General features: G+C 64.4%; 28 protein-coding genes. 15 read left to right on the forward strand and 13 right to left on the reverse strand.

From position 1 onward, the window contains the following. The first annotated feature begins 36 nt into the window (after positions 1 to 36). Positions 37 to 789, forward strand: coding sequence for an SDR family NAD(P)-dependent oxidoreductase (locus JG747_RS09385; protein ID WP_019861229.1), 753 nt, complete (start codon positions 37 to 39; stop codon positions 787 to 789). 23 nt (positions 790 to 812) lie between these two features. Here the strand turns inward: JG747_RS09385 and JG747_RS09390 are convergent, their stop codons facing one another. Continuing rightward, positions 813 to 1,733, reverse strand: a complete 921-nt coding sequence (locus JG747_RS09390; protein WP_202361650.1) for a zinc-binding dehydrogenase — start codon at positions 1,731 to 1,733, stop codon at positions 813 to 815. A 102-nt stretch (positions 1,734 to 1,835) separates the two neighbouring features. Between JG747_RS09390 and JG747_RS09395 the strand changes: the two genes are divergently transcribed. Next, on the forward strand, positions 1,836 to 2,642 hold the full coding sequence (locus JG747_RS09395; protein WP_019861226.1) for an AraC family transcriptional regulator: 807 nt from the start codon (positions 1,836 to 1,838) through the stop codon (positions 2,640 to 2,642). Here JG747_RS09395 and JG747_RS09400 read toward each other — a convergent pair whose 3' ends face one another. Continuing rightward, entirely contained in the window at positions 2,643 to 4,427 is a 1,785-nt protein-coding gene (locus tag JG747_RS09400) for a cation:proton antiporter domain-containing protein (protein WP_202361651.1), read from the reverse strand. Positions 4,428 to 4,640: 213 nt separating this feature from the next. Then, positions 4,641 to 5,090, reverse strand: coding sequence for a baeRF12 domain-containing protein (locus tag JG747_RS09405; RefSeq protein WP_202361652.1), 450 nt, complete (start codon positions 5,088 to 5,090; stop codon positions 4,641 to 4,643). On the opposite strand from JG747_RS09405, the gene JG747_RS09410 reads away from it, so the two are divergent. The 8 genes from JG747_RS09410 (at position 5,089) to JG747_RS09445 (ending at position 12,881) form a co-directional block, all read left to right on the forward strand. Beyond that, complete coding sequence (locus JG747_RS09410) at positions 5,089 to 5,232, forward strand: hypothetical protein (RefSeq protein ID WP_202361653.1); 144 nt, start codon at positions 5,089 to 5,091, stop codon at positions 5,230 to 5,232. The two genes, JG747_RS09405 and JG747_RS09410, sit on opposite strands and share 2 nt — an antisense overlap. A gap of 242 nt (positions 5,233 to 5,474) precedes the next feature. After that, a complete protein-coding gene (gene cysG, locus JG747_RS09415; protein ID WP_202361654.1) occupies positions 5,475 to 6,926 on the forward strand; it encodes a siroheme synthase CysG in 1,452 nt (483 codons plus the stop codon). Next, positions 6,923 to 7,216, forward strand: coding sequence for a DUF2849 domain-containing protein (locus JG747_RS09420; protein ID WP_019861221.1), 294 nt, complete (start codon positions 6,923 to 6,925; stop codon positions 7,214 to 7,216). The genes cysG and JG747_RS09420 overlap by 4 nt, the downstream gene beginning before the upstream one ends. A gap of 45 nt (positions 7,217 to 7,261) precedes the next feature. Further along, on the forward strand, positions 7,262 to 8,932 hold the full coding sequence (locus JG747_RS09425; protein ID WP_019861220.1) for a nitrite/sulfite reductase: 1,671 nt from the start codon (positions 7,262 to 7,264) through the stop codon (positions 8,930 to 8,932). After that, on the forward strand, positions 8,907 to 9,671 hold the full coding sequence (locus JG747_RS09430) for a phosphoadenylyl-sulfate reductase (RefSeq protein ID WP_064980892.1): 765 nt from the start codon (positions 8,907 to 8,909) through the stop codon (positions 9,669 to 9,671). Before JG747_RS09425 ends, JG747_RS09430 begins: the two co-directional genes overlap by 26 nt. Positions 9,672 to 9,841: 170 nt before the next feature. After that, complete coding sequence (locus tag JG747_RS09435) at positions 9,842 to 10,372, forward strand: DUF934 domain-containing protein (protein ID WP_019861217.1); 531 nt, start codon at positions 9,842 to 9,844, stop codon at positions 10,370 to 10,372. Positions 10,373 to 10,468: 96 nt separating this feature from the next. Next, a complete protein-coding gene (locus JG747_RS09440; protein ID WP_202361655.1) occupies positions 10,469 to 12,076 on the forward strand; it encodes a GMC family oxidoreductase in 1,608 nt (535 codons plus the stop codon). 184 nt (positions 12,077 to 12,260) lie between these two features. After that, positions 12,261 to 12,881 carry a DJ-1/PfpI family protein gene (locus JG747_RS09445; RefSeq protein WP_010911510.1) on the forward strand — a complete coding sequence of 207 codons (621 nt, stop codon included), beginning with the start codon at positions 12,261 to 12,263 and terminating at the stop codon, positions 12,879 to 12,881. A 170-nt stretch (positions 12,882 to 13,051) separates the two neighbouring features. On the opposite strand, the gene JG747_RS09450 is transcribed toward JG747_RS09445, so the two are convergent. Further along, positions 13,052 to 14,074: a fatty acid desaturase gene (locus JG747_RS09450; RefSeq protein ID WP_202361656.1), complete on the reverse strand. Its 1,023-nt coding sequence runs from the start codon at positions 14,072 to 14,074 to the stop codon at positions 13,052 to 13,054. Between the two features lie 89 nt (positions 14,075 to 14,163). After that, a complete protein-coding gene (locus JG747_RS36875; RefSeq protein ID WP_019861213.1) occupies positions 14,164 to 14,364 on the reverse strand; it encodes a hypothetical protein in 201 nt (66 codons plus the stop codon). Between the two features lie 238 nt (positions 14,365 to 14,602). Here JG747_RS36875 and grpE point away from each other — a divergent pair, with 238 nt between their 5' ends. Further along, positions 14,603 to 15,235, forward strand: coding sequence for a nucleotide exchange factor GrpE (grpE, locus tag JG747_RS09460; RefSeq protein WP_019861212.1), 633 nt, complete (start codon positions 14,603 to 14,605; stop codon positions 15,233 to 15,235). Positions 15,236 to 15,344: 109 nt separating this feature from the next. Further along, positions 15,345 to 15,977 carry a trimeric intracellular cation channel family protein gene (locus JG747_RS09465; protein ID WP_038649707.1) on the forward strand — a complete coding sequence of 211 codons (633 nt, stop codon included), beginning with the start codon at positions 15,345 to 15,347 and terminating at the stop codon, positions 15,975 to 15,977. A 71-nt stretch (positions 15,978 to 16,048) separates the two neighbouring features. Here JG747_RS09465 and JG747_RS09470 read toward each other — a convergent pair whose 3' ends face one another. The 6 genes from JG747_RS09470 to JG747_RS09495 form a co-directional block, all read right to left on the reverse strand. Then, positions 16,049 to 16,924, reverse strand: coding sequence for a GNAT family N-acetyltransferase (locus JG747_RS09470; RefSeq protein WP_010911504.1), 876 nt, complete (start codon positions 16,922 to 16,924; stop codon positions 16,049 to 16,051). A 285-nt stretch (positions 16,925 to 17,209) separates the two neighbouring features. Continuing rightward, positions 17,210 to 19,498 carry a PAS domain-containing hybrid sensor histidine kinase/response regulator gene (locus JG747_RS09475; protein ID WP_019861209.1) on the reverse strand — a complete coding sequence of 763 codons (2,289 nt, stop codon included), beginning with the start codon at positions 19,496 to 19,498 and terminating at the stop codon, positions 17,210 to 17,212. Positions 19,499 to 19,640: 142 nt separating this feature from the next. Continuing rightward, a complete protein-coding gene (acuI, locus tag JG747_RS09480; RefSeq protein ID WP_019861208.1) occupies positions 19,641 to 20,630 on the reverse strand; it encodes an acrylyl-CoA reductase (NADPH) in 990 nt (329 codons plus the stop codon). Positions 20,631 to 20,687: 57 nt separating this feature from the next. Continuing rightward, positions 20,688 to 21,179 carry a signal peptidase II gene (gene lspA / locus JG747_RS09485; RefSeq protein WP_038649700.1) on the reverse strand — a complete coding sequence of 164 codons (492 nt, stop codon included), beginning with the start codon at positions 21,177 to 21,179 and terminating at the stop codon, positions 20,688 to 20,690. A 13-nt stretch (positions 21,180 to 21,192) separates the two neighbouring features. Further along, a complete protein-coding gene (locus JG747_RS09490) occupies positions 21,193 to 22,050 on the reverse strand; it encodes a TrmH family RNA methyltransferase (RefSeq protein WP_038649697.1) in 858 nt (285 codons plus the stop codon). After that, positions 22,051 to 23,130, reverse strand: coding sequence for a class I SAM-dependent rRNA methyltransferase (locus JG747_RS09495; RefSeq protein WP_038649694.1), 1,080 nt, complete (start codon positions 23,128 to 23,130; stop codon positions 22,051 to 22,053). Between the two features lie 135 nt (positions 23,131 to 23,265). Here JG747_RS09495 and JG747_RS09500 point away from each other — a divergent pair, with 135 nt between their 5' ends. The 3 genes from JG747_RS09500 to JG747_RS09510 all read left to right on the forward strand — a co-directional run bounded on the left by JG747_RS09500 (position 23,266) and on the right by JG747_RS09510 (position 24,862). Then, positions 23,266 to 23,955 (forward strand): helix-turn-helix transcriptional regulator, encoded by a 690-nt coding sequence (locus tag JG747_RS09500; RefSeq protein ID WP_202361658.1) that lies wholly within the window; start codon positions 23,266 to 23,268, stop codon positions 23,953 to 23,955. A gap of 77 nt (positions 23,956 to 24,032) precedes the next feature. Next, positions 24,033 to 24,428, forward strand: coding sequence for a VOC family protein (locus JG747_RS09505; RefSeq protein ID WP_032921384.1), 396 nt, complete (start codon positions 24,033 to 24,035; stop codon positions 24,426 to 24,428). After that, a complete protein-coding gene (locus JG747_RS09510; RefSeq protein WP_202361659.1) occupies positions 24,425 to 24,862 on the forward strand; it encodes an EVE domain-containing protein in 438 nt (145 codons plus the stop codon). Before JG747_RS09505 ends, JG747_RS09510 begins: the two co-directional genes overlap by 4 nt. Here the strand turns inward: JG747_RS09510 and JG747_RS09515 are convergent. Together JG747_RS09515 and JG747_RS09520 are read right to left on the reverse strand one after the other, a co-directional pair. Then, a complete protein-coding gene (locus JG747_RS09515; RefSeq protein WP_202361660.1) occupies positions 24,859 to 25,824 on the reverse strand; it encodes an ornithine cyclodeaminase family protein in 966 nt (321 codons plus the stop codon). The genes JG747_RS09510 and JG747_RS09515 overlap by 4 nt on opposite strands. Before the next feature lie 37 nt (positions 25,825 to 25,861). Next, positions 25,862 to 26,218, reverse strand: coding sequence for a DUF1049 domain-containing protein (locus tag JG747_RS09520; RefSeq protein ID WP_019861201.1), 357 nt, complete (start codon positions 26,216 to 26,218; stop codon positions 25,862 to 25,864). Positions 26,219 to 26,220 lie beyond the last annotated feature (2 nt).

Raw genomic sequence — 26,220 nt, forward strand, 5'->3', positions numbered from 1 at the left:
CGGTGTTCGGCTACACCTCCGGCCGGAGACCGCGACATGGCTGAACTCGACACCCGAAAAACCATCGTGCTGACCGGCGCCAGCCGCGGCATCGGCCATGCCACGGTCAAGCGCTTTTCACGCGAGGGCTGGCGCGTCATCACCTGTTCGCGCCAGGCTTTCGCCGAGGATTGCCCGTGGCCGGCCGGCCCGGAAGACCATATCAAGGTCGATCTTGCCGATCAGGAAGATGTCGGCATCGCCGTCTCGGAAATCCGCCATCGGCTCGAAGCACATGGCGGCCAGCTCAATGCGCTGGTCAACAATGCCGGCATTTCGCCCAAGCTCAAGGACGGCAACAGCCGCATGAACTCGATCGACACGCCGATGCATGTCTGGCGCGACGTGTTCCAGGTCAATTTCTTCGCGCCAATCATGCTGGCGCGCGGCCTGTTCAAGGAGCTGGCGACGGCCAAGGGCTCGATCGTCAACGTCACCTCGATCGCCGGCACCCGCGTGCATCCCTTCGCCGGCACCGCCTATGCGACATCGAAGGCGGCTCTCGGCTCGCTGACGCGCGAGATGGCGCATGACTTTGGTCCGCATGGCATCCGGGTCAACGCCATCGCGCCAGGCGAAATCGACACGGCGATCCTGTCGCCGGGCACGGAAAAGATCGTCGAGACGATCCCGCTCAGGCGCCTCGGTACCACCGCCGAGGTCGCCGACATCATCTTCTTCCTGTGCTCGCAGCAGGCCTCCTATGTGACCGGCTCGGAAATCCACATCAACGGCGGCCAGCACGTGTGAGTGAGGACTTCGGCGGGGGTTGCTCATCCGGCGACCGTGAGAACAGCCTTGCCGCTGAAGCTGCGCTGCCGCAGGGCGTCCAGGGCCTGGGCGATGTCCGTCCATGGCACGGTCAAGGCGACGCGGGTTTCCAGCCGGCCGGCCGCGACCAGGGCGAGCAGCGCGGCAATGTCGGCGCCAATGCCTGAGCCGGACGTGTAGTAGGCGAAGGTCTGAAGCCTCGCTCCCTCATGGCCCGGAACGAACTGGCGGAAGCCAATGGGCGTGAGCTCGCCACTGCTTGAACCGAACATGACGATGGTCCCGCCGGGCGCGACGTGTTCGATCGCGCGGGCGAGGCTTTCGCCGCCGACCGACTCGGTGATCAGCGAAAATGGTCCCTCGGCCAGCTCGATCGCCTCGACCACCTGCTCGGCTCCGAGATCGCGGAGATCCCCGGCATGCCGGGCGGCGGCGACCGCGGTCACCAAGGCACCTTGTTCGCGGGCGATCTGGATCTGGAAACGGCCGACTGCGCCGCTCGCGCCGGTGATCAGCACCTTTTGGCCAGCCAGGTCACCGCCATGGCGCAACGTCCTCATCGCCGTCGTGCCCGCCACGGGGAGCGTGGCGGCGGAAACGAAGCCGACCTCATCCGGCAGGACGGCGAGACGGGCGGTCGGAACGGCGACGCGTTCGGCCCAGCCGGCCTCGTCGACCAAAGCCACGACCCGCGCGCCCTGGGCTGGCCCGGAGCCATCCGCTGCCGCCCGTTCGACGATCCCGACAATGTCCTGGCCGGGTATCCAGCCGTCCGCACGTATGGTGAGCAGGCGCAGTTCGCCGCGGTTCAACGAGGTTGCGCGGACGGCGACCAGAGCCTCGTTCGCGCAAGGCTGTGGCTCGTCCACCTCGGCGAGTTTCAGTCTGACGGCATTGTCGGAAGAGATGGTGAGCGCGAGCATGGAGTACACCTTTGCCAATTGGCGAGAACGGCTCGAGCCTACCGATTTATGCTGACGAATAATCTAGATATAAAGGCAATTCATCGCTAAAATCTGTCAATCATGAGACAGCCGCTCCGTTACCCATGGCTCGATTTCGACGTCGATGACATCGTTGCTCCGGCGATTGCCGTGCGCGTCGACGTCACCGAGACCAAGGCCGAGGTGTCGCAGCATTGGCACCGCAAAGGGCAACTCGTCTTCGCGCTCAGCGGCGGCGTCACCTGCCGCGTTCCCAGCGGCCTCTGGATGGTGCCGCCGCATTGCGGCGTGTGGGTGCCGAGCCGCATGCAGCACAGCAACATCGCGACGGCCAATGCGCGGATTTTCTTCGTCTACATCGAGCCGGGCGCGGCTGCGCTGCCGGATCGGTGCTGCACGCTTTCGATCTCGCCGCTGCTGCGCGAGCTTATCATCGAACTGTCGGACTGCGCGCCTGATGACGCGCGGTGCGCTTTCCTGGGAAGCGTCCTGCTTGCCGAACTGCCTGATATGCCTCTCCAGCAATTGCATCTGCCGTTCTCCTCCGAGCCGCGCCTGAAGCGGATCGCCGAATCGCTGGCGAACGATCCTGCCGACCGCAGCACGTTGGCCGAATGGGGAAAACGCGTGGCGCTCAGCGAGAGCAGTCTTGCTCGTCTCGTCGTCAAGGAAACCGGCTTGAGCTTCGGCCGCTGGCGCCAGCAATTGCACTTGATCGTTGCGATAAGGGAACTGGCTTCGGGTGCCACCGTTCAGCGGGTTTCGGGTGATCTCGGCTATGAGTCCGTCACGGCCTTCATCACCATGTTCAAGAAGGCGCTCGGCAAGCCTCCCGCGCAATATCTCAGCAGCATCGCACGCAATGGCGGTTCTGCCTTCGTGGCGTGATCACGCGGCGGACGGTTCGGTCGCAGATGGCTTGTGACCGAGCACCTCCTCGACGATGCCGCGCGCGATTTCGCGCTCGCCCATGATCACCGTGTCGGCGCCGAGCCCCTTGAGATGCTCGACCTCGGCATCGGAATGGGCGCGGGCGACGACGTTGATGCCGGGATTGGCGGTGCGCGCCCTGAGCACGATCTGGCCGGCTTCGAACGCATTGGGGATGGCGAGGATCAGCCGGCTGGCGCCTTCGGGATTGGCGGCGGCGAACACTTCGGCGTTGGCGGCATTGCCGGCGACGCTCTCGACGCCATCGGCCTTCAGCTTGGCCAGTGTCTTGTCTGCGTCCTCGATGACGAGGAAGGGCAGCGCTGCTTCTTTCAGCGCCGCGCCGACAAGGCCGCCGACACGGCCATAACCGATCAGGATGGCATGGCCGGTAAGCGCCGTCTTCGGCGGCGGGCCGTCTTCCTTTCTGGCTGTTGCGGCGACCGAGGCGACCTGGCCCGGTTCGGTCGCCGGACCGACCGGCTTGGCGTCGGCCGGCGGCGCCGTCCTGGCGGCACGGGCCTCCAGCCATGGCTTCATCCAGTCGATGACCAGGAACATCAGTGGGTTGAGCACGATCGACAAGATGGCGCCGGCCAGGATCAGGTCGCGGCCCTGTTCTGGCAGAAGTTTCAGCCCGACGCCGAGTTCGGCCAGGATGAAGGAGAATTCGCCGATCTGGGCAAGGCTGGCCGAAATCATGAGGGCGGTCGCCAGGGGATAGCCGAAGGCGACGACGATGACGAACGCCGCCAGCGACTTGCCGATGACGATGATGGCCAGTGTCGCCAGGATCGGCAGGCCGTTGCTGAGCAGGCTGAACGGGTCGAACAGCATGCCGACCGAGACGAAGAACAGCACCGAGAAGGCGTCGCGCAGCGGCAGCGATTCTTCGGCCGCGCGATGGCTAAGCTCGGATTCGCTCATGATCATGCCGGCGAAGAAGGCGCCGAGCGCCAGCGAGACGCCGAACAGTTTCGCCGCGCCGAAGGCGACGCCGAGCGCAATGGCGAGCACTGAGAGACGAAACAGTTCGCGTGACCCGGTATGGGCGACGTAGTGCAGAATCCACGGAATGACCCGGCGGCCGACCACCAGCATGACGACGACGAAGGCGGCGACCTTGGCGAGCGTGATGCCGACGACGCCCCAGATGCCGTAGCCGGCCGGCAGCGACAGCAGGCCGCTCGAATGCACATCCGCCTGTTCCTGGCCACCCAGCACGCCGGCAAGGGCTGGCAGCAGCACCAGCGCCAGCACCATGGCCAGATCCTCGACGATCAGCCAGCCGACGGCGATGCGGCCGCGTTCGGTCTCGATCAGCCGGCGTTCCTGAAGCGCGCGCAGCAGCACCACGGTCGAGGCGACCGACAGCGCCAGGCCGAACACCAGCCCCGCGCCCATCGACCAGCCGAGCATCCAGGACAGTCCGGCGCCGAGTGCCGTGGCAAAGCCGATCTGGACGATGGCGCCGGGCACGGCGATGGCGCGGACCGACAGCAGGTCCTTCAGCGAGAAATGCAGGCCGACGCCGAACATCAAGAGGATGACGCCGATTTCGGCCAGTTCGTTGGCCAGGCCAGCATCGGCGACGAAACCGGGCGTATTCGGCCCGACCAGGACGCCGGCTACGAGATAGCCGACCAGCGGCGGAATGCGGAAACGGTTGGCGAGAGCCCCGAAGACGAAAGCCAGCCCCAGACCGGCGACGATGGTGGCGATAAGGGGCGTGTCATGCGGCATTGTCTATGGAGCGCCTTTCAAGTTTGCGATGTCGGATGTGCGCCGCCCTGAGCCGCCGCCTGTTTTGCAATATGGTGGAAGGGGTGACGGTGATGCAACCCGCAGGGTGCGAAAATCGACGGTGCGGCAGCAAAATGCTCGACCGGCGGCAGAGAGGCCGCCGGTCCGTTTCGCGCTCACTGTGGCATTGGCTTTGGGATCCATCGCCTGCGGTCAGGCTGCCTGCAGCATGGCCTCGATCTCGGAGATGGCGTGGTTGGTCATGGTTTTTGGAATTTCAGCCGTCACCTTGTCACCGACCGCCTTGTGCAGCTTCTTGCGCATGGCGCCGAGCATCACCGGCGGGGCGACAAGCACGATGCTGTCGAACTCACCACCATGGGCGAGTTTGTACAGGCGGGCCGCGATCTCTTCCGCGAAGCGTTCCTTGCCGATACGGTGCCAGTCGGTATCCTCGACAGCGCTGCGGTGCACGGACGGGCCGTCATTATACCGGCCGGGGCTGTCGCTTCCCTGTTCACGGGTGGGCGGGTTCTCCTGTTCCATCACCTGCACGACTTCGAGATTTGGAAACTTGTTGTCGCCGGCATTCTTGAGCAAGAGCGCTTTTCCACCGTCGGCCACCAGGACCCAGATGCCGTGCCTCAGTTTGATTGTGTCCATGAAAGCGCTCCTTTTTGATGAATGGCTACGCTGCGGAACGCGTATCAACCCGGCAACGTTCCAACCCTTCTCCCGCAAAGCGACGGCGGCGCCGTCGGCGGTTGAACAGGCGATCGGTAAGCGGGCGACATTAATCTACTGAATTGGTAGAAATTAGAAAAAACTGTTTTGCCAGATAGGGGGCAGGTGGCTAAAAAGACCTGAAATCAAGGCTCGCTTCAGCGGCTTGAATCCGCCCGAACCCCGGATGTGGAATATTTTTCTCCTGCCTTTCGCAGTTGCGAAAAAGCGATTGCCTGCCATCACAGGATGCGCGAGTGCTTTGCTTCTGGTTTTTCGCGCCCGGGCGTAAAACTGCGACACTGTTCCCGGATTGCTTTTCCCATGCCGCAGGCCAATGCCAAGCTCAATGCCTTCCCCGTCTTCGTGCGGGTCGAGGGCGAAGCCGTGGCCATTGTCGGCGGTGGCGACGAAGCCCTGGCCAAGGCGCGGTTGATCGGACAGTCGAGCGCGGTGCTGCGCATCATCGCTCAAAATGCCGAGCCGGAGCTGCTTGCCTTCATCGCTCAATCCGGCGCCAGCCATGTCTCGGCAGCTTATGACGCCTCGCAGCTGGAAGGCGCGGTCATGGTGTTTGCCGCCAGCGGCGATGAGACGCTCGACCGCCGCGTCGCGGCGGACGCGCGCGAGCTGGGCATTCCGGTCAATGCCGTCGACCGGCCGGAACTCTGCGACTTCTTCACCCCGGCGCTGGTCAACCGCGCGCCGGTCGCCATTGCCATCGGAACCGAAGGTGCCGGCCCGGTGCTGGCCCAGATGCTGCGGGGCCGCATCGATCAGATGCTGTCGCCATCGCTCGGTTCGCTGGCGACGCTCGCCGCTTCGCTGCGTGGGGCAGCCGAGAAATTGCTGCCGAAAGGCAATGCCCGCCGCCGCTTCTGGAACAGTTTTTTCCAAGGTGCACCTGCCCATGCCGTGGAAGCCGGCCAGCTGTCGCAGGCGCATGACGCTGCCGTCGATCTGCTGTTGTCGAACGCACCCGCTTCGGGCCACATCGCGTTGGTTGGCGCTGGTCCGGGCGCCGAGGATCTGCTGACGTTGCGTGCGCATCGCCTGCTGATGGAAGCCGACGTCATCGTCCATGACGCGCTGGTGCCGGAGGCGGTCGTCGCCATGGGCCGCCGCGATGCCGAGCGTCTGCCGGTTGGCAAACGCAAGGGCTGCCACAGCAAGAGCCAGGCCGAAATCAACGCGCTGCTGGTGGAGCTTGGTCAGCAGGGCAAACGCGTGGTGCGGCTGAAGTCGGGCGATCCGCTGGTGTTCGGCCGCGCCGGCGAGGAAATGGCGGCACTGCGTGATGCCGGTATCGCCTATGAGGTGGTTCCGGGCGTCACCGCGGCCTTTGCCGCGGCGGCCGATTTCGAACTGCCGCTGACCTTGCGCGGCGTCTCCTCATCCATGGTGTTCACCACCGGCCACGACCTCAAGGGCAATTCATTGCCCGACTGGGCCAAGCTCGCGATTTCCGGCGCCACCGTCGCCGTCTATATGGGCCGCTCGGTGGCGGCCGAAGTCGCCGGCCGGCTGATCGAAGCAGGCCTGTCGCCGGACACGGCGGTGGCCGTGGTCGAGAATGCCAGCCTGGCCAACCGGCGCCGTTTCCACGGCACGCTGGCTGACCTGCCGTCGCTGGAAGCGCGTGGCGATCTTTCTGGGCCGGTCATGACCATTATCGGCGATGCTGTCGCCGGCGCCAATTTTGAACGGTCCGAGCCGCTTGCGGCACATAGCAATGAAGGCGCGGCCAAAGCCGCCGCAGAGAGAGTTCAGCCATGAAGATACTGACCGCCAACCGCCTGACGGATGGCATCGCCGTCTGGTACGCCGATGGCGGCTGGGTTGAGACGGTGGGCCAGGCCGATCTTGCCCATGACAAGGCGGCCGAGGATCGCCTTGAGGCGATCGGCGCCAAGGCCTATGCCGACAATGAAGTGGTCGACGTCAATCTGATCGACGCGGAAGTCGTCGACGGTGTCGTCGAGCCGGTGCGGCTGCGTGAAAAGATCCGCGCCGCCGGCCCGACCATCCGCGGCGATCTCGGCAAGCAGGCCGAGCGGGCGGCGTAGCCAGGTTTTGAGTGAAACGGGCGGACGCGCCCTGAAAGACGAAGCATGTACCGTTACGATGAGTTCGACCACGATTTTGTCCAGGCCCGCGTCGCCGAGTTCAGCGACCAGGTCCAGCGCCGGCTGTCCGGCGAGATATCGGAGGACCAGTTCCGGCCGCTGAGGCTGATGAACGGCGTTTATTTGCAGCTGCACGCCTATATGCTGCGCATCGCGGTGCCCTACGGCACGCTGAACGGCAAGCAGCTGCGCATGCTCGGCCATATCGCCCGCAAATACGACAAGGGCTACGGCCATTTCACCACGCGCCAGAACATCCAGTTCAACTGGCCGGCGCTGTCGGACATTCCGGCGATCCTGGCCGATCTGGCAAGTGTGGAGATGCACGCCATCCAGACCAGCGGCAACTGCATCCGCAACGTCACCGCCGACCACTTTGCCGGTGCCGCCGCCGACGAGGTCGCCGATCCGCGTCCCTATGCGGAGATCCTGCGGCAATGGTCCTCGGTGCATCCGGAATTCTCGTTCCTGCCCAGGAAATTCAAGATCGCGGTGACCGGGGCAGAGCGCGACCGCGCTGCTATCCAGACGCACGATATCGGCCTGCACCTGAAGAAGAACGCCGCGGGCGAGCTTGGCTTTGCCGTCTATGTCGGCGGCGGCCAGGGCCGTACGCCGATGGTGGCACGAAAGATCCGCGATTTCCTGCCGGAAGCCGATCTTCTGTCCTACTGCACGGCGATCCTGCGCGTTTACAACCTCTATGGCCGCCGCGACAACAAGTACAAGGCGCGCATCAAGATCCTGGTGCACGAGACCGGCGTCGAGGAAATCACCCGCCAGGTCGAGGCCGAGTGGCAGGAATTGAAGGACGCCGAGCTGAGGCTGCCGGATGCCGATATCCGGGCCATCCAAGCCTATTTCGCGCCGCCGGCGCTCACTGATCGGCCGGAAGGCGACCAGGCGGTCAAGCTGGCGCGTCTCGATTCCAAAGGCTTCTCGGAGTGGCTCGACCAGAATGTGGTGACGCATCGCCATCCCGACTACGCGGCGGTGACGATTTCGCTCAAGGGCATCGGCGAGGTGCCGGGCGATGCTTCCGACAGCCAGATGGAGGCGGTCGCCGACATCGCCGAGACATACGCTTTCGACGAGCTGCGTGTCAGCCATGAGCAGAACTTGATCCTGCCGCATGTGGCGCGCGCCGACCTCAAGGCGGTCTATGACGCGCTGGTCGATATCGGGCTGGCGACGGCCAACTCCAATTTGATATCGGACATCATCTCGTGCCCCGGCCTCGACTATTGCGCGCTGGCCACCGCACGCTCGATCCCGATCGCGCAGGAAATCTCGCAACGCTTCGCCTCGCTGGAGCGGCAGCGCGAGATCGGCGAACTGAAGCTGAAGATCTCCGGCTGCATCAATGCCTGCGGCCATCACCATGTCGGCCATATCGGCATCCTCGGCGTCGAGAAAAAGGGCTCCGAGCTCTATCAGGTGACGCTGGGCGGTTCGGCCGACGAGAACACCTCGGTCGGCGAAATCATCGGCCGCGGCTTCTCGTCGGAAGAGATCACCGACGCCATCGAGCAGATCGTCGAGACCTATCTCGGCCTTCGGCTCAACCCTCAAGAAAAATTCATCGACGCCTACCGCCGTGTCGGTCCCGCGCCGTTCAAGGAGGCGCTCTATGCTGGCGAAACCAAGGCCGCTTGACCACATCGCCGATGCCGATGACGGCGTCGCCGCCAAGGCGGCGGGATTTGACGCGCTCTATGGCCATCTGAAGCCGATCGAGATCATCGAGCGCTCGGCCCGCGAACTGTTTCACGACGAGATCGCTGCCGTGTCGTCCTTCGGGGCGGATTCGGCGGTGCTGCTGCACATGATCGCGGAGATCGACCGCACGCTGCCGGTCATCTTCCTCGACACCGGCAAGCATTTCGAGGAGACGCTCGGCTATCGCGACGCGCTTGTCGCCGATTTCGGCCTGACCAACATCCAGGTCATCAAACCCGAGGAAGCGGCGCTCGCGCGGATCGATCCGACGGGCAATCTGCACCAAAGCAACACCGATGCCTGCTGCGACGTGCGCAAGGTAGAGCCGCTGGCGCGTGGCGTGGCGCCGTTTCGTGCCTGGTTCACCGGCCGCAAGCGCTTCCAGGCCTCGACACGGGCAGCGCTGCCGGTGTTCGAGGCGGTCGGCGCGCGCATCCGCATCAATCCGCTGGCGCACTGGACGACATCGGACCAGGCCGACTACATGCGGGCGCACGCGCTGCGCGAGAATCCGCTGGTCGCCTATGGCTATCTGTCGATCGGCTGTTTCCCCTGCACGCAACCGGTGCAGCCGGGCGAGGATGCGCGCAGCGGCCGCTGGGCCGGTCATGCCAAGACCGAGTGCGGCATTCACCTGTCGGGGCTGGAAGTGTCGCTGACCGACGCATCACTATAGGATGTGCTGATATTCAGGTGAGGCTGGCCTGCAAACGGCAGCTTCCTGCGCTTCCGGTGCTCACGTACTTCAAGTACGCTCCGCTCCGGTTCTCGGAAGCCGCCATTTTAGGCGCAGCCTGACCTGAATCTCAACACATCCTTGGCTCGTTTGAATATTTAGGAATTTTGATGACCGAAACGACGACACCGGAGACCCGGCTCTGGACCCCGCAGGGTTTTCGCGAGGACGAGTGGGCTCATGCCGAAAGTGCCGACGCGCTGTCCGGCAATGGCCGCTTCATCCTGCCGCTGCAGGCGTTCCTCGACCTTGATCCGGAGGTGCGCCGGTCCGCCAAAGAGCGGCTCGGCGTGGTGCTGCAGCCCGGCGATCAACTCGAGAAGATAGCCGACCTTCTCGACCAGCTGTCGCTGGTGGCGCTGGTCTTCCCGGCCTTCAGCGATGGGCGCTCCTTCTCCAAGGCCGAACTGCTGCGCAGCCGCTACCACTTCGAGGGTGCCGTTCGCGCCACCGGCCAGGTGCTGGTCGATCCGTTGCCGCACATGCTGCGTCTCGGCTTCGACGAGTTCGAGATTTCCAACCCGGTGCTGCTGAAGCGCCTGGAAGAGGACCGCACCGGCGGCTTGGGGCTTTACTATCAGCCAGCCGCCGTGCCGGAGCCCAAGGGCCCGAAGTATTCCTGGCGGCGCGTTCGCAGCTGACGTAGGGGTAATTCCACCCATCTTTACATAGGCCGAAATCGAGCCTTCTCTTGGTCATCCGGACGGAAACATCCGCCGGGTACGAGGGAGGAAGTCATGGATTTCGACTATGTCATCGCCGGTGGCGGGTCCGCCGGCTGCACGCTTGCCGCGCGGCTGTCCGAAGATCCATCGAAAACAGTCTGCCTGATCGAAGCCGGCGGCGCGGGCAGCAACCTGCTTATCCGCGCGCCGGCAGGCATCATCGCACTGTTGCCGGGTCGGCCGAAGATCAACAACTGGGCGTTCGAGACTGTGCCGCAGCAGGGTCTTGGCGGCCGCAAGGGCTACCAGCCGCGCGGCAAGGCGCTGGGCGGATCCAGCGCCATCAACGCCATGCTCTACACGCGCGGGCACCGCGGCGACTATGACGAATGGGCCGATCTCGGCTGCGACGGCTGGTCATGGGACGAGGTGCTGCCCTATTTCCGGCGGGCGGAAGGCAATCAACGCGGCGCCGATGCCCTGCATGGCGGTGACGGGCCGCTGCGGGTTGCCGAGCAGCAAGAGCCACGTCCGCTCTCCCGGGCCTTTGTCGAGGCCTGCGGCGAAAACCAGATCCGCCGCAACGATGATTTCAACGGCGTCGAACAGGAGGGTGCCGGGCTTTATCAGGTGACGCAATTCTGGGGCGAACGCCGCAATGGCGAGCGCTGCTCGGCGGCCGCTGCCTATCTGCAACCGGCCATGAACAGGTCGAACCTTACCGTCATCACCGGAGCGCATGCCACGGCGGTCATCCTCGATGGCAAGCGCGCCACCGGCGTGCGGTATCGCGCGGGGAAGGGCGAAGCCGTCGCGAAAGCCAGGCGCGAGGTGATCGTCTGTGGTGGCGCCTTCGGTTCGCCTCAGCTCCTGTTGCTGTCAGGCATTGGCCCGGCTGCCGAGCTCGCCGTGCATGGCATTCCGGTCAGGCATGAACTGCCCGGTGTTGGCAAGAACCTGCAAGATCACCTCGATTTCATCATGGGCTGGACGTCTAGGGATGCCGACATGATGGGCATCGGCCTGCGCGGCCTACCTGGCCTGCTGCGGCACATGCTGCGCTGGCGGAAAGATGGCGGCGGCATGATCGCCACGCCCTATGCCGAAGGCGGTGCCTTCCTCAAATCCGATCCGGCGATCGAACGGCCCGACCTGCAACTGCATTTCTGCATCGCGATCGTGGATGATCATGGCCGGAAGCTGCATATGGGATATGGCTTTTCCTGCCATGTATGCGTGCTGCGGCCGCATTCGCGCGGCGAGGTCGGGTTGTCGACTCATGATCCCATGGCACCGCCGCGCATCGATCCGCGCTTTCTTTTGGACGAACGCGATGCCGGGCTTTTGCTCAAGGGGGTCAGGATGATGCGCGGTATCCTGGAGGCGCCGGCGCTGGCCAGATATCGCCACAAGGAGATCTACACCGCCGGTGTTTCGAGCGACGCGGAACTGATGTCCCACATCCGTGCCCGCGCCGACACGATCTATCACCCGGCCGGCACCTGCAAAATGGGCGTCGACGAGCTGGCGGTGGTCGATCCGCAACTGCGGGTGCACGGGCTCAAGGCCTTGCGGGTCGTCGACGCCTCGGTGATGCCTACGCTGATCGGCGGCAACACCAACGCTCCGACCATCATGATTGCCGAGAAGGCGGCGGACATGATCAAGGCGGCGGCCTGACTGCGGCTCTGGTCGAACCAGCGAAGCTATTTTCGTCTGCCGAGAAGCGCCTTCTGTCGAGAAGGCGGAAAACTGGTCATACCAATTTGGCGATTTGCGCTTTCCCTTTGACCCTGCTGTCCTTAGAATAGGCAATATTATTTCACGACCCGAAATAAATATGGCCGCAAGGGAGGAACCGAGAATGGCTGGCAAGAAGATATTGATGCTCGTTGGCGAGTTCAGCGAGGAGTATGAGATTTTCGTCTTTGAACAGGCCATGCATGCCGTCGGCCACACCGTGCATGTCGTCTGCCCGGACAAGAAGGCCGGCGATGTCCTCAAGACATCTCTGCACGACTTTGAAGGCCACCAGACCTACACGGAAAAGCTCGGCCACGACTACATCCTCAACAAGACGTTTTCCGAGGTGGACCCGGCCAAGTATGACGCCGTCTACGCGGCGGGCGGGCGCGGTCCCGAATACATCCGCATCGACAAGCGGGTGCAGGCGCTGGTGCGGCATTTCCACGAGGCCGGCAAGCCGATCTTCACCATCTGCCATGGCGTGCAGATCCTGATCGCGGTCGATGGTGTCGTGCGGGGCAGGGAAGTGGCGGCACTCCACTATTGCGAGCCGGAAGTGACGTTGGCCGGCGGCATCTACATCGACGTCGCGCCGACCGGCGCCCATGTCGATGGCAATCTGGTGTCAGCCAAGGGCTGGCCGGGCCTGTCCAACTTCATCCGTGAGTGCCTGAAGGTGCTTGGCACCGAAATCCGGCATGGCGAGATCCTGATGCGCGAAGAGCGCCAAGCCGCCTGAACAGGGTTTGCTTCCGCCGCCGCGCCACGGCGCGGCGGTCGTCGTTCTAGGGCGTTTCCCCGTTTCACGGAAACGGCGAACCGCTCTAACTCTATGTTTTGACGCAATTCCCAAGGGAAAGCGCCATGCGCTTCTCCCGGGAAACCGCTCACACTTTTCCTGGAATTGCTCTACATCGTCGCCCGTGCCTCGCGGAACGACACCAGCTTGCGGCGGTTCTCGTCCCACAATGCCAGTTTGACGCAGCGCAGGCTGTCGAGCAGCGTGACGCGACCGATGCCGCGCAGTTCCGGATAATCGCGCAGCACTTCCTGCAGCCGGTAGCCCGGCACCTTGGCGGAGAGATGGTGGACGTGATGGACGCCGATATTGCCGGTGAACCAGTTCAGCACCGGCGGCAGGTCGTAATAGGACGAGCCGTGCAAGGCGGCATGCTGGAACTCCCAGTCGTCATCCTTTGCCCACTCCGTCTCCTCGAACTGGTGCTGGACGTAGAACAGCCAGATGCCTGCCGAGCCGGCGAGAATGACGATCGGCAGATGGACGACCAGGAACGCACCGGGACCGACGGTCCAGATAAGCAGGGCCGCCGCAAGCGCGATGGCGAGATTGGTGGTCATCGACGACACCCACGGCGTCAGGCCGCCGCGCATCATGCCGATGGGCAGCCTTTGCGAGAAGATGAACAGCCAGATGGGCCCAAGCCCAAACGTCACCAGCGGATGGCGATAGAGCCGATAGGCGAGGCGCCCGCGCCAGGACAATTGCCGGTATTCGGCAACGGTCAGCGTCGTGATGTCGCCCATGCCGCGCTCGTCGAGATTGCCGGCGCTGGCATGATGTGTCGCGTGGGCGCGCCGCCAGCAATCGTAGGGCGTCAGCGTCAGGACGCCGAGCGCGCGGCCGATCCAGTCGTCGGCATAGCGGTTGGCGAAGAAGGAGCCATGGCCGCAATCATGCTGGATCATGAAGATGCGCACCAGGAACCCGGCGGCCGGGAGGATCAGGATCAGCCCCCACCAATGGCCATAGGCATAGGCGGCCGAGGAGAGCGCCCACAGCGTGGCGAAGGGAATGAGGGTGATGGCGAGTTCGACGGCGCTGCGTCGCCGGTCCGGCTTCTTGTAGCGCGCCAAGATCTTCAACCAGGCACGCTTGCTATTGGCGGCCGCATCGGGGTAAATCATGTTCATCAGGAAGCATAGGCGCGGCATGTGGCTACCGCAAGGCAGCCATCACGCAAAATTACTGTGCGTAATTGTCGCGTAAAGAGCGGCGAGAGCTATTGCCGCCGCAATCTGGTACCGCCATCCTCGACCCGATCGAGGCGGTCGAGCAATTGCCTGAAGCGGTCGTGAGTATCGGTTTCGATGCGGAAAGCCGGCAAGGTACGCAGAAAACGCGTCATCGCCTCGGCACCGAACTGGCGCCGGACTTCTGCGGCGAGCCTTTCTCCCTTTTCAGCCTTGTTCCGGGTCATCATTTCAAATCCTGTGTCGGCTCCGAAACTCCTGCAGTAGGGGAATGGTTCCCGCATCACGCTTCCGTGGCAAGCCAAGCCGGCAAGTACAGTAAACTTTGAATTAAAATATAAGCATCGCCATTGATCACCGCCCAGGTCCGGCCAAAGGCTCAATGGTCGCTTACCCCTTGATTTTTGGCTGCCAAACCTCGATATCGGGCACAAAATCCATACCATTCGAGATTGACGGGAAACGGCGATGAGCGACCAGGCAAAAGACGAACGCGCGCCCAGTGAAGCCGAGGCGGTCGAGGCCAATGCCGAGCGCACGGAAGGCAGCATTGACGGCGACTACGAAGCGCTTGTGCGACTGCTGAAGGAAAATGAAGAGCTGAAGGACCGCGCGCTGCGCGTCGCGGCCGAGATGGAGAACCTGCGCCGCCGCACCGCGCGCGACGTGCATGACGCGCGTACCTATGCGGTTGCGAATTTCGCCCGCGACATGCTGTCGGTGTCGGACAATCTGCGCCGCGCGCTGGACGCCATTCCGGCGGAGGCCAAGGCCTCGGGCGACGCCGGCTTCAAGGCGCTGATCGAAGGCGTCGACCTGACCGAGCGCGCCATGCTGTCGGCGCTGGAACGGCATGGGGTCAAGAAGCTCGCGCCGGAAGGCGAGAAGTTCGATCCCAATTTCCATCAGGCCATGTTCGAAGTGCCCAATCCCGATGTCCCGGCCAACACCGTGGTCCAGGTCGTCCAGCCGGGCTATTCGATCGGCGAGCGCGTGCTGCGTCCGGCCATGGTCGGCGTCGCCAAGGGCGGCCCGAAGATTGCCGCCGAGGCGCCGGTCGAGCCGGGGCCGGTGAATGAGCAGGCGGAGAAGGATGCGTAGCTAGGGGTTCGGCGGTAGGGCAGTAGGGAATAAGGCAGCCGTATCAATCGTGCGGCTTCGTGCTATTCATGCGCAGTCCCTAATCCCTACTGCCTACTCCCTTACCGCCATGAATCCCATCGCCCTTCTCGATTATGCCGGCGTCGCCGTCTTTGCGGCGACCGGGGCGTTGGCTGCTTCGCGAAAGCAACTCGACATTATCGGTTTCCTGTTCCTGGCCAGCGTCACCGGCATCGGCGGCGGCACGTTTCGCGACCTCATCCTCAATGTGCCGGTCTTCTGGGTGGGAAACCGCGACTATGTGCTGATCTGCGCCGTGGTGGCGGTCCTGGTCTTCTTCACCGCGCATCGCGTCGAATCCCGCTACAAGCTGTTGCTGTGGCTCGACGCCATCGGGCTGGCCGCCTTTTCGGTGATGGGCGCGGCCAAGGGGCTGGCCATCACCGGTTCGCCGGTGGTTTCGATCATCACCGGCATGCTGACCGCGACCTTCGGCGGCATATTGCGCGATCTGCTTGCCGGCGAACCATCGGTGCTGCTGAGGCCGGAGATCTACGTCACGGCCGCTCTGGCGGGCGCCGCCATCTTCACATTGGGCGACGTCGCCGGATTGCCGCAGATCGTCTCGGGGTTCGCCGGCTTCGTCGTGGCGCTCGCCGTACGCGGCGGCGCGCTGCGTTTCGGCTGGTCGTTTCCGTCGTACAGGAGCCGGCCGGGAAGGCGGCCGGAGGATATTCCGTAAGGAGGGGGATAGGGAATAGTCAGTAGTGAGTGGTCAGCGAAGCGTGTATCGTAGCGTCTTGCCTACTGCCCTTACGCCGCAAAGCGTTGCGCTTCCCCGCCATAGTAGTTGACGTAGCGGGCGCCGATCTCCTTGACCGGCATCACCACGAAGACGTCGACGGTCGAGAATTCGCGGTCGATGACGCAGCCGTCGCCGATGCGGGCGCCGACCCTCAGATAGCCCTTCACCAGAGGCGGCATCGCCGCGATCGCCGCCTTGGTGTTGACCGCCTCGATCGGCATCAGGTCCATGGAGCAATAGCGCCCGGACACCGCGCGCACATCCCAGGCCGAATTCGTGCGGCAGTGATGGGCGAGATAGGTGAGCGCCTCGGCATGCGCCGCCGGCACAGTGCCGTGGAAGGAAGCGCAGCCGGTCATCACGCCGATTTCGTAGTGATTGATGTAGGCCCAGATGCCTTGCCACAGCGCCTCGATGGTGCGCTTCGAGCGGTATTCCGGCAGAACGCAGGATCGGCCGAGCTCGAGGAAACGCTGGCCGGGATGGCGGGCGATGAGCTTGGTCAGCTCGAATTCGCCTTCGGAATAGAAGCCCCCGGCGGCGGCCGCGATTTCTTGCCGCAGCAGCCGGTAAGTGCCGACGATGCGGCGGTGTTCGGGGCCGGAAATCGAATTGTCGAAGACGAGCAGATGATCGCAGAGCGGATCGAACCGGTCGGCGTCGCGGCGGTCCTGCACCTGGAACAGGTCCTTGCGGGCGCCAAGCTCGTCGTAGAATACGCGGTAGCGCACTTCCTGCGCGGCCGCGATCTCGGCCTCGTTGCGTGCGAGCCGCACTTCGAGATTGCCGATACGGCCGAGTGCCGCGCCCTTTATGACGGAATCGACATTACGCCCGGCGAGCAAGGCGCTGCTGGCGTTCGGCCGAGTGTCACATTCCGGCATAACTGTATGCACGAGTGATTCTCCTTCGAGCCATCCCTCTTGGCACGGGGATACGGTGTAGGTGCAACAGGATTGTGACAGTACCGTGATAAGGCGTCGCGGGCAATACTTCGTCGGCTGGCGAAAACGGTCAACCGGCTACGTTAGGGGAGGAGAGGCGAGGTGCGTCTCGCGTGCACGGATCAAGTCGCCGCGCCTCAAACCCTTGTTTTCATGGATGTCGCCCTCGGGAAATCGGGGCCACTTTGGGTTGGCATGCATCAGCCGCGGCTGGAAAAAAGCAGATCAAGCAGCAACCTGGCCCTCGACGGCGTTGACAAGCGCATCCGGGTCGAGCGGCTTGGTGACGAAGCCGCTGGCGCCGTGGGCAAGCACCGCATGGCGGGTCTTTTCCTGGCTGTCGGCCGACAGCACCATAATCGGCACGGGCGGCGCCGATGTCTCTTCCTCATGGCGGCGGATCGCGGCAATGGCGTCCAGCCCGTCCATGACCGGCATATGCAGGTCCATCAGCACCACGTCGAAGCGGTGCTTGTGTCCGGCGCTGGTGACGGCCTCGACCGCGGCCTTGCCATTGCCGACTACCTTGACGCGGTGTCCCGCCTTCAACAGCGTGGCGCGGGCCAGCATGGCATTGATGTCGTTGTCCTCGGCGATCAGCACGGACAAGCCCAACTGGCGGTCGCTTGAAGCGCGCAGCGCCGGGGTGCGGCGCTTTTCCGGCTGCGGCTGGGCAAGAGCCGGCGCATGGCTGGTCAAAAGAACACGCAAAAGTGTTCCACCGCGCACCGGCCGGGCCAGGAAGGTCGCGTAGCCGCTGGCGCGGAACTCGCCAAGCATGCCTCGGTCGGTCGGCGCGATCAGCGTGATGGCTTCGCAATCGGAAAAGCCGCCTTGGCGCAACCGCTTGAGCACTCTCCCATCGCTCTCCTCCATGGCCGCGTCGACGAGAAGCACGTCGCAGCCCTCGGCCAGGGGCACGGCCTGAGCCACGGTCGTGGCGATACCGGCCGTGCCGCCATTGGCGCGGATGGTGCGGGCGATGGCGTCGGCCTCGACGGCGTTTCTAGACAGGATCACCGCGCGCCTGCCGGCAAGCACGTTCTGCCGGCCCTGAGGCGCCTCGGTGGCCTCCGTCGCCGGGATTTCGAAGACGAAGTCCGACCCTTGGCCAAGCCGGCTGGAGACCGAAATCGTGCCGCCCATGGCAGTCACCAGCCGCTTGGAGATAGCAAGTCCGAGCCCCGCTCCGCCATGTGCGCGTGTCGAGGTGCCGTCGGCCTGTTCGAACTCCTCGAAGATACGCTCCATGTCCTCTTCGCGCAGGCCGGGACCGGTGTCGGTGATGGTGAAGCAGATGCGGTCGCTGGTCTCGGTGCGGGCGCGCGCGATGCTGACCAGCACGCCGCCGCCGTCGGTGAACTTGATGGCGTTGCCGATCAGATTGAGCAGCACCTGCCTGACCCGGCCTGGATCGGCTGTGATCAATTGCGGTACATCCGGTTCGACGTGGCAGCCGAGCCCAATACCCTTCGCGAAGGCGCGCGCGGCGAGCAATTCGATAATGTTGTCGGCGATCTCGCGCACCGACATGGGCTGCGGTTCCGGATCGAAGCGACCGGCCTCGATCTTGGAATAGTCGAGCAGGTCCTCGATCAGGGCGAGCAGGGCGCTGGCCGAGGTCGAGATGGCGCCGACATAGGTCTGCTGTTCCGGCGACAGGCTGGTATCGGCGAGCAGCCTGGCCATGCCCATGATGCCGTTCATCGGCGTGCGGATTTCATGGCTGACCGTGGCGAGGAAGCGCGATTTGGCCTGGCTTGCGTATTCGGCGCGCTCGCGCGCGGTGATGAGCGAGGATTCGGCGCGCTTGCGGGCAGTGATGTCGCGGGCGATGGCGCGATGCGATGCCGTGCCGCTGTCCTTGTCGCGCACCGACAGTTCGATCCAGGAGAACCAGCGCGGGCCGCTTGGCGTGCGGATGGCGACGTCGGTGGAACTGAGGCACTCATGGTCGGAAAAGGCGGCATCGGGGACGATGCCGACCTCGATGCCAAGTTCGGCCAGGGTCTTGCCGGCAAGATCGCGCTGATCGGCTTCGACCAGATCGGCGAACACCTTGTTGGCATAGACAATGTGGCCGTCGCGATCGCGATGGATGACGAGGTCGCCCAGCGCATCGATGAGACCGCGAAAGCGCTCCTCGCTTTCCTGCATTTCCCACATGCGGTCGGCCAGCGTCTCGATCTCGGCGCGGCTTCGGGCGGTGGTCTCGTCCAGCAGTACCACGGTACGGTGGACGCTGCGTCTGGCATGGAAATGCATGGCCAGGCCGGCGAGGCCGGTTGCCAGCAAGGCGAGGCTGATGAAGATCGGCGCCCCCGTCAGATGCGCGAGGCCCGCCAGGACCAGGATGGCAACGAAGGTGAGCAGCGGCAGGCCTTCCCGCCTGACCAATTGCTGCTCGGGCACCAGCGGCGGCGCGGCGATGAACCGCCGCGCCGCCGCTGGCGCCGCAACCGCATCGACATCGTCGCCCTTGTTCGCCTGTTGGCTGTCGGATTCCGCGATCATGCGAAACCCTTGCCAGACAGAGATTATGGAAAATTGCGGCGGATCGTTCGAATTTTAGTGGATAGGCGTTTTTGTCCCGACAGCAGCGGATTCGCCACCGGATTGGGCGATCCGTCCCCTGGCTGGAGCCCGCGAGGCGGGCTTACATGTCGACGACGACGCGACCGCGGATCTTGCCGTCGACGATGTCGCGCGCGGCATCCATGATGTTGTCGAAGCCGATGGTCGTGGACAGGCTGGCGAGCTTTTGCAGGTCGAGATCGGCGCCGATGCGCCGCCAGGCCTCGAGGCGCACGGCCTTCGGCGCCATCACCGAATCGATGCCGAGCAGCGAGACGCCGCGCAGGATGAAGGGGGCGACGCTCGACGGCAGGTCCATGCCGCCGGCCAGGCCGCAAGCCGCGACGGCTCCGCCATAGGAAGTCATCGACAGCACATTGGCCAGCGTGTGGCTGCCGACCGAATCGATGCCGCCGGCCCAGCGTTCCTTGGCCAGCGGCTTGGCGGGCTGGCTGAGCTCGTCGCGCGAGATCACCTCGGCGGCGCCGAGATCGATCAGATAGGGGCTTTCGGCATTGCGTCCGGTCGACGCAATGACGTGGTAACCCAGGCTGGACAGGATGGAGACCGCGACCGAACCGACGCCGCCGGCGGCACCTGTCACCACCACCGGGCCGCGATCGGGCAGGATGCCGTGCCGCTCCAGCGCCATGACGCAGAGCATGGCGGTATAGCCGGCGGTGCCGACCGCCATCGCGTCATGGGCGCTGATGCCTTCCGGCAGCGGCACCAGCCAATCGCCCTTGACGCGGGCGCGCCCGGCATAGGCGCCGAAATGCGTTTCACCGACACCCCAGCCATTCAGGATGACCTTGTCTCCCTTGCGCCAGTCGGGATTGGAGGATGAGATGACCGTGCCGGCGAAGTCGATGCCCGGAACCAGCGGCCAGCGGCGGACCACCGGCGCCTTGCCCGTAATGGCCAGCCCATCCTTGTAGTTCACCGTCGTCGCCTCGACCGCGACGGTGACGTCGCCCTCCATCAGGTCGGCTTCGGTGAGGTCCGTCACGGCGACCGACTGTTTCTTGTCGGCGTCGCGCGAGACGAGGATGGCTTTGAAGGTTTCGGACATCTTTTTCTCCGCGCGCTTGCTTGGTGTCCTGGACTGTGCGGCGACGGCCGCGTCGGGTCAATCTTTGGAAGGCTTGGCGTTCGAAGGCTCGCGACGCCAGCCGATGAGTTCGTCGAAGACGACCAGTGCCGCGCCCACGGAAATGAAGGCGTCGGCGAGGTTGAAGACGGCAAAGGACCAGACCGGCGTGTGGAACAGGATGTAGTCGATGACGTGGCCGTAGACGGCGCGATCGATCAGATTGCCCAGCGCGCCGCCGATGATCAGGGCAAATCCGGTGCGGGCGACGACATGGCCCGATGGCGTGCGGGTGGCGAGGTAGAGCACGAAAGCCACGACCAGGACGGCGATGACCACCAGGCCGGTATCGCCGAAGGAGGAGAACATCGAGAAGGCGATGCCGGTGTTGTAGGTGCGAAACAGCGCCAGGAACGGCACCAGATCGAGCTTTTCCTGGAATGGCAGGCCGGTCTCGACCAGATGCTTGATCCACTGATCGAGCGCGATGGCCGCGACGACGAGCAGCGCGTAGGGGGACCATGATCTCACGGGCGGGCAACCTTCATTGCTGGTCGGCGATTGGTTCGAGCTTCAGCGCGCCGCGCCGGATCTCGAACAGCATGATGCCGGTGGCGACGGCGAGATTGAGCGAATCGGCGCGGCCCGCTTGCGGGATCCTGAGCAGACGGTCGCAACTCGCCGCGAGGCTTTCGGGCAGTCCCTGTTGCTCATTGCCCATCATCAGCAGCACGGGCCCACGGGAAAAATCGACCGAGCGATAGTCGACCGCACCTTTCAGATGCGTGCCGGCGACAAGGCCCGAAAAGCCGCCGCGCCAGGCAAGGAAGGCCTCGGTCGTTGCCTTCGCCACCGGAACAGCGAAGATCGAACCCATGGTGGCGCGCACCGTCTCCACGGAAAATGGATCCGTGGTGTCGCCGACCAGGATGACACCCTTGGCGCCGACGGCATCGACGGTGCGGATGACGGTGCCGAGATTGCCGGGATCGCGCACCCGATCGAGCGCCACCCAGACATCGCCATTGTCGGCGCGGATGTCCTTCAGGGCGAGGAATCTCTGCGAAAAAACGCCGACCACCATTTGCGGATTGTCGCGGCGGGTGATGGCGACAAGCACCTTTTCCGACACTTCGAGCACCGTGCCGCCGGCGGCAACCGTGCGCGCCGCGACCTTTTCCACCGCAGGGTTGCCGCGCCCGGCCTTGGCGAACACAAGCGTCCTGATCTGCCAGCCCAGGTCGAGCGCATCGATGACCAGCTTCAGCCCCTCCGCCATGAAGGCGTTCTGCTGGTCGCGGAATTTCTTCAGAGCGAGTGCCTTGATGTCCTTGATCAGCGGATTGGCGAGGCTGGTGACTTCCTTCACCTGGCCGGGTGCGCCCACATGCCGTTCGTTCATTCAGGCCACCCACCGCGAAAACAATGAGGTCGAAAGCGCCCTGCCGGCGGACTTTTCGCGGATGATCAGCTCACCCGATTCAACCCTGCCGCCCATGCCGGCGAAGGTGTCGCGCATCAACGCGTGGATGGCGAAGAAGGAGGCGCGGATCGAATAGGCGGTCAACACCACGGCAAGCGGCTTCGGCGTCAGGATCGCGCGGCAGAGATCGGTCAGGGCAGGCAAATCCTCGAACAATTGCCAGACCTCGCCCTTGGGGCCGCGGCCATAGGCCGGCGGGTCGAACAGGATGATGTCGTAGCGGCTGCCGCGGCGTTCCTCGCGCTCGGCGAATTTCACCGCATCGTCGACGATCCAGCGGATCGGCTTGCTGCCCAGCCCGGCCATCTCCTGGTTCTCGCGAGCCCAACCGATCGCCTTCTTCGAGGCGTCGACATGGGTGACCTCGGCGCCGGCGCGGGCCGCCACCAGCGAGGCGAGACCGGTATAGCCGAACAGATTCAATACTTTGACCGGCCGTTTGGCGGCTGCGATCAGCCCGGCCATGTGGTCCCAGTGCGAGGCCTGCTCGGGAAAGACGCCGACATGGCGAAACGAGGTGAAACGGCCGAGATAATCGATGCCGTCATGCTTCATCGGCCAGGTCTCGCCGAGCGGCATCTTCGGGAAACGCCAGCGGCCGATGCCCTCTTCGTCGGTGTCGCCGGTGAAGATGGCGTCGGCACGCTCCCAGTCCCTCGCCGGCAAGGCCTTCTGCCAGATCGCCTGGCCCTCGGGCCGCACGATGCGATAGGGGCCGTATTGTTCGAGTTTCTGGCCGGCGCCGCTGTCGAGCAGCGCATAATCGGCATTCGGCGCCACTTCTAGAATCAGCGGAAGCTGCTCGGCGGGCAGGGCGCCGTCACGGCGGGCAAGGATGCGCGGGGCTGAATTCGGTGCGGACTGGCTGTCCGGTTTCGCGTCACGCGGTTCGCGCGGCCTGGGGTCTGGCCGACCACGCGTCTCGTGCGGACGCACCTCTCCGGTTCCGCTTTTCGCGGTCGGGCGGTTGTCGCGGCGTTTGTCGCGAAAAGACTTCAAGCGGGAGCATCTCCGAGCGGCGTGCCGCTTTTGGCATGAGGACAGCGGCGGTGCAACCAAGTCTGCCACAGCCACCGCTGCTGTTCATGTCGGCCAGCGATGGACCAATGTCAAAGAAACAGGCAAATCTGCCGCATGTCCCGCTCCGAACGCCTCCTCGACCTCATACAGTGCCTGCGCCGGCACCGCCGGCCGGTGAGCGGGCAGGTGCTGGCCGATGAGCTCGGGGTTTCGATCCGCACGCTCTACCGCGACATTGCCACGCTGCAGGGGCAGGGCGCGCCGATCGACGGCGAGGCAGGGTTGGGCTATGTGCTAAAACCCGGCTTCATGCTGCCGCCGCTGATGTTCACCGACGAGGAGATCGAAGCCATTGTGCTCGGTTCGCGCTGGGTTGCCAAGCAGCCGGACCAGCGTCTCTCAGCCGCTGCCGCCAATGCGCTTGCCAAGATCGCGGCCGTGCTGCCGGACGATCTGCGCGAGGATCTCGATGCCTCGACCCTGTTGGTCGGGCCGCCGATGACGGCGATTGAAGGCATAGACCTCGGCGTCGTGCGGCAAGCCATCCGCAACGAGCGCAAACTCGGCTTTCTTTATCGCGATGCCGGGGGTGCTGCTTCGCAACGTGTGGTCTGGCCGTTCGCGCTCGGCTTCTTCGACAAGGTGCGGGTGGTGGTGGCGTGGTGCGAGATGCGGCAGGATTTCCGGCATTTTCGCACCGATCGCATATCCGGCCTCGACGCCATCGATGCGCGCTATCCGCGTCGCCGCCAGGCGCTGCTCAAGGAGTGGCGGGCGACGCTCGACAAGCTACGCGGCCCATGAAGGCTACTGCCAAAATCTGACAGTAGCCTATTCTATATCAGCCAAGTCGAAACGTTGAAACAGCTTGGAGAACAGATATGGCCACCCCGAATTTCGTCATCCTCTATGTCGACCAGCCGCTCAAGAGCGGCGCCTTCTACAGCGCGCTGCTGGGTCGCGAGCCGGTCGAAAGCGCGCCGACCTTCGTGCTGTTCGTGCTCGACAACGGCTTCAAGCTCGGCCTCTGGTCGCGCCATACGGTCGAGCCGGCGGCGGCTGCGTCCGGTGGCTGCGGCGAGATCGTGTTTGCGCTGGAGACGCCGGACGCGGTCGACGCTACCCATGCCGACTGGTCAAGGCGCGGCTTGAAGATCCTGCAGACGCCGACCGACCTGGATTTCGGCCGCACTTTCGTTGCGCTCGATCCCGACAACCACCGCCTGCGCGTCTACTGGCTGTCCGACGGACAACAGGCCGATGGAGAACAAAAATGAGCGCCTATTGGATCGCCGTGGCGTCGGCCGAACATGTCCGGCGCGGCCGCAAGGACGGTTTCATGCAGGTCAACCACGGCAAGGCGGCGCCGCTGCGTCGCGTCAAACCCGGCGACGGCATCGTCTACTATTCGCCGACCACAATTTTGCGCGAAAAAGACGGCCTCCAGGCTTTCACGGCAATCGGCACGGTGCGGGAGGGCGAACCCTATCAAGGCGAAATGGGCGGCGGCTTCACGCCGTTCCGGCGCGATGTCGAGTGGATGGCGGCTGAAGAAGCGCCGATCAAGCCGTTGCTCGAACGGCTGGACTTCACCGCCGGCAAGTCGAATTGGGGATATCAGCTGCGCTTCGGCCTGTTCGAAATCACCGATAACGATTTTCGTCTGATCGCGGAGGCAATGGGTGCCGAAACGCAGGGAGCAGTGAGCTAGGCCTTCAGCGCGTTATAAACGGCAATGCCGGCGGCGAGGTCCTCGAGTGCCGCGCCAACCGACTTGAACAGCGTGATCTCGTCAGCGCTCTGGCGGCCCTTCCTCTGGCCGCGCGCCAGTTCGTGCAAATCGGCGACGATCGCGCCCGGCTTCAGCACGCCGGAGGCCAGCGGCTGGACGATGTCGCCGGCTTCCTTGGTGGCGCCGGAGCGGGTGTCGACATAGACGCGGGCGCGGGCGATGGCGTCGTCATCACTTTCACGCATCGTCGGGGTGAAGCCGCCGACCAGGTCGACATGGGTGCCTGGCCGCAGCAGAGCGCCCTTGATCAGCGGCGTGGTGGTGATCGTCGCCGAGGAAACGATATCGGCCTCGCCAAGTTCGGCATCGAGGTCGGTCGCGGCACTGGCCGCAAAGCCGTCGGCGCGCAAATCGGCCGCGACCTTCTCGGCGTTTGCCGGGGTGCGGTTCCAGATGCGGATGGTTTTGATCGGCCGCACGGCCGAATGCGCCTTGGCCAGGAACGGCGACAGCGCGCCCGCGCCGACCACAAGCAGCCGCGAGGCGTCATCGCGGGCAAGGTAGGACGCCGCCAGTGCCGAGGCGCAGGCGGTGCGCCACTGCGTCAGCCGCTGGCCGTCGATCAGGGCTTCCGGTTCGCCGGTTGCGCCATCGAGCAGCAGATAGAGCCCCATCACGGCGGGCTTGCCGATGGCGTTGTTGTCGGGCGAGACGGTGACGATCTTGACGCCGATATGGCCACCGGAAGACGTGCCGGCGGCGTTGAAATCGGTCCATGCCGGCATCAGCAGCAAGGTCGAGGCCGCACCATCGGGTCGTTCGACCGCGTAATGATGCCTGACCGGCTGCACCGCACCCTCGCGGAATGCCGTGCGCAACGTCTCGACCAGTCCAGGAAAGGTCAGTGCACGATCGACCTCGGCGGCCGAAATGGTCAGCATGAAAGGCTCCGTGGAACGAAAGGCACCGGGGGACGGCTTAATTGGTCGGCTTTGGCAATGCCGATCCTTGGGCCGATCCCTGGGTTGATCCTTGCGGCACTGATGGCGCGCGGCTGACCGCCTGGCGCAGGTTTTCCGCCTCGACGCCGCGCTGGCGCGCCAGTTTGCGGTAGCGGCCCTGCTTGACCCAGGTCGCCAGGCTGCCGACGATCATGCCGATGGCAAGCGCCAGGAACAGGAAAATGAACAGCGGCAAGGTGAGCGTCAGCTTCGGATTGCCGGGATTGAACGGGTCCAGCGTGAAGGCGACGAGTTCGCGGTTGGCGACGGCCAGCGCGATCAGGATGATCGCCAGGGGCACGAAGACCACGATGAGCATGAAACGATTGAGCATTA

Source organism: Mesorhizobium sp. 131-3-5, from assembly GCF_016756575.1.
GTDB classification, from domain to species: Bacteria; Pseudomonadota; Alphaproteobacteria; order Rhizobiales; family Rhizobiaceae; genus Mesorhizobium; species Mesorhizobium jarvisii.

Coding starts and splice junctions, on each gene's coding strand:
- grpE (WP_019861212.1), top strand. CDS start 14,603: ATGAGCGACCAGGCAAAAGACGAACGCGCGCCCAGTGAAGCCGAGGCG.
- JG747_RS09385 (WP_019861229.1), top strand. CDS start 37: ATGGCTGAACTCGACACCCGAAAAACCATCGTGCTGACCGGCGCCAGC.
- JG747_RS09435 (WP_019861217.1), top strand. CDS start 9,842: ATGACCGAAACGACGACACCGGAGACCCGGCTCTGGACCCCGCAGGGT.
- JG747_RS09420 (WP_019861221.1), top strand. CDS start 6,923: ATGAAGATACTGACCGCCAACCGCCTGACGGATGGCATCGCCGTCTGG.
- JG747_RS09520 (WP_019861201.1), bottom strand. CDS start 26,218: ATGCTCAATCGTTTCATGCTCATCGTGGTCTTCGTGCCCCTGGCGATC.
- JG747_RS09510 (WP_202361659.1), top strand. CDS start 24,425: ATGAGCGCCTATTGGATCGCCGTGGCGTCGGCCGAACATGTCCGGCGC.
- JG747_RS09475 (WP_019861209.1), bottom strand. CDS start 19,498: ATGATCGCGGAATCCGACAGCCAACAGGCGAACAAGGGCGACGATGTC.
- JG747_RS09430 (WP_064980892.1), top strand. CDS start 8,907: ATGCTGGCGAAACCAAGGCCGCTTGACCACATCGCCGATGCCGATGAC.
- JG747_RS09390 (WP_202361650.1), bottom strand. CDS start 1,733: ATGCTCGCGCTCACCATCTCTTCCGACAATGCCGTCAGACTGAAACTC.
- JG747_RS09515 (WP_202361660.1), bottom strand. CDS start 25,824: ATGCTGACCATTTCGGCCGCCGAGGTCGATCGTGCACTGACCTTTCCT.
- JG747_RS09465 (WP_038649707.1), top strand. CDS start 15,345: ATGAATCCCATCGCCCTTCTCGATTATGCCGGCGTCGCCGTCTTTGCG.
- JG747_RS09440 (WP_202361655.1), top strand. CDS start 10,469: ATGGATTTCGACTATGTCATCGCCGGTGGCGGGTCCGCCGGCTGCACG.
- JG747_RS09410 (WP_202361653.1), top strand. CDS start 5,089: ATGAAAGCGCTCCTTTTTGATGAATGGCTACGCTGCGGAACGCGTATC.
- JG747_RS09400 (WP_202361651.1), bottom strand. CDS start 4,427: ATGCCGCATGACACGCCCCTTATCGCCACCATCGTCGCCGGTCTGGGG.
- JG747_RS09450 (WP_202361656.1), bottom strand. CDS start 14,074: ATGAACATGATTTACCCCGATGCGGCCGCCAATAGCAAGCGTGCCTGG.
- JG747_RS09490 (WP_038649697.1), bottom strand. CDS start 22,050: ATGAACGAACGGCATGTGGGCGCACCCGGCCAGGTGAAGGAAGTCACC.
- JG747_RS09505 (WP_032921384.1), top strand. CDS start 24,033: ATGGCCACCCCGAATTTCGTCATCCTCTATGTCGACCAGCCGCTCAAG.
- JG747_RS36875 (WP_019861213.1), bottom strand. CDS start 14,364: ATGATGACCCGGAACAAGGCTGAAAAGGGAGAAAGGCTCGCCGCAGAA.
- acuI (WP_019861208.1), bottom strand. CDS start 20,630: ATGTCCGAAACCTTCAAAGCCATCCTCGTCTCGCGCGACGCCGACAAG.
- JG747_RS09425 (WP_019861220.1), top strand. CDS start 7,262: ATGTACCGTTACGATGAGTTCGACCACGATTTTGTCCAGGCCCGCGTC.
- JG747_RS09470 (WP_010911504.1), bottom strand. CDS start 16,924: ATGCCGGAATGTGACACTCGGCCGAACGCCAGCAGCGCCTTGCTCGCC.
- JG747_RS09395 (WP_019861226.1), top strand. CDS start 1,836: ATGAGACAGCCGCTCCGTTACCCATGGCTCGATTTCGACGTCGATGAC.
- cysG (WP_202361654.1), top strand. CDS start 5,475: ATGCCGCAGGCCAATGCCAAGCTCAATGCCTTCCCCGTCTTCGTGCGG.
- JG747_RS09445 (WP_010911510.1), top strand. CDS start 12,261: ATGGCTGGCAAGAAGATATTGATGCTCGTTGGCGAGTTCAGCGAGGAG.
- JG747_RS09405 (WP_202361652.1), bottom strand. CDS start 5,090: ATGGACACAATCAAACTGAGGCACGGCATCTGGGTCCTGGTGGCCGAC.
- JG747_RS09500 (WP_202361658.1), top strand. CDS start 23,266: ATGTCCCGCTCCGAACGCCTCCTCGACCTCATACAGTGCCTGCGCCGG.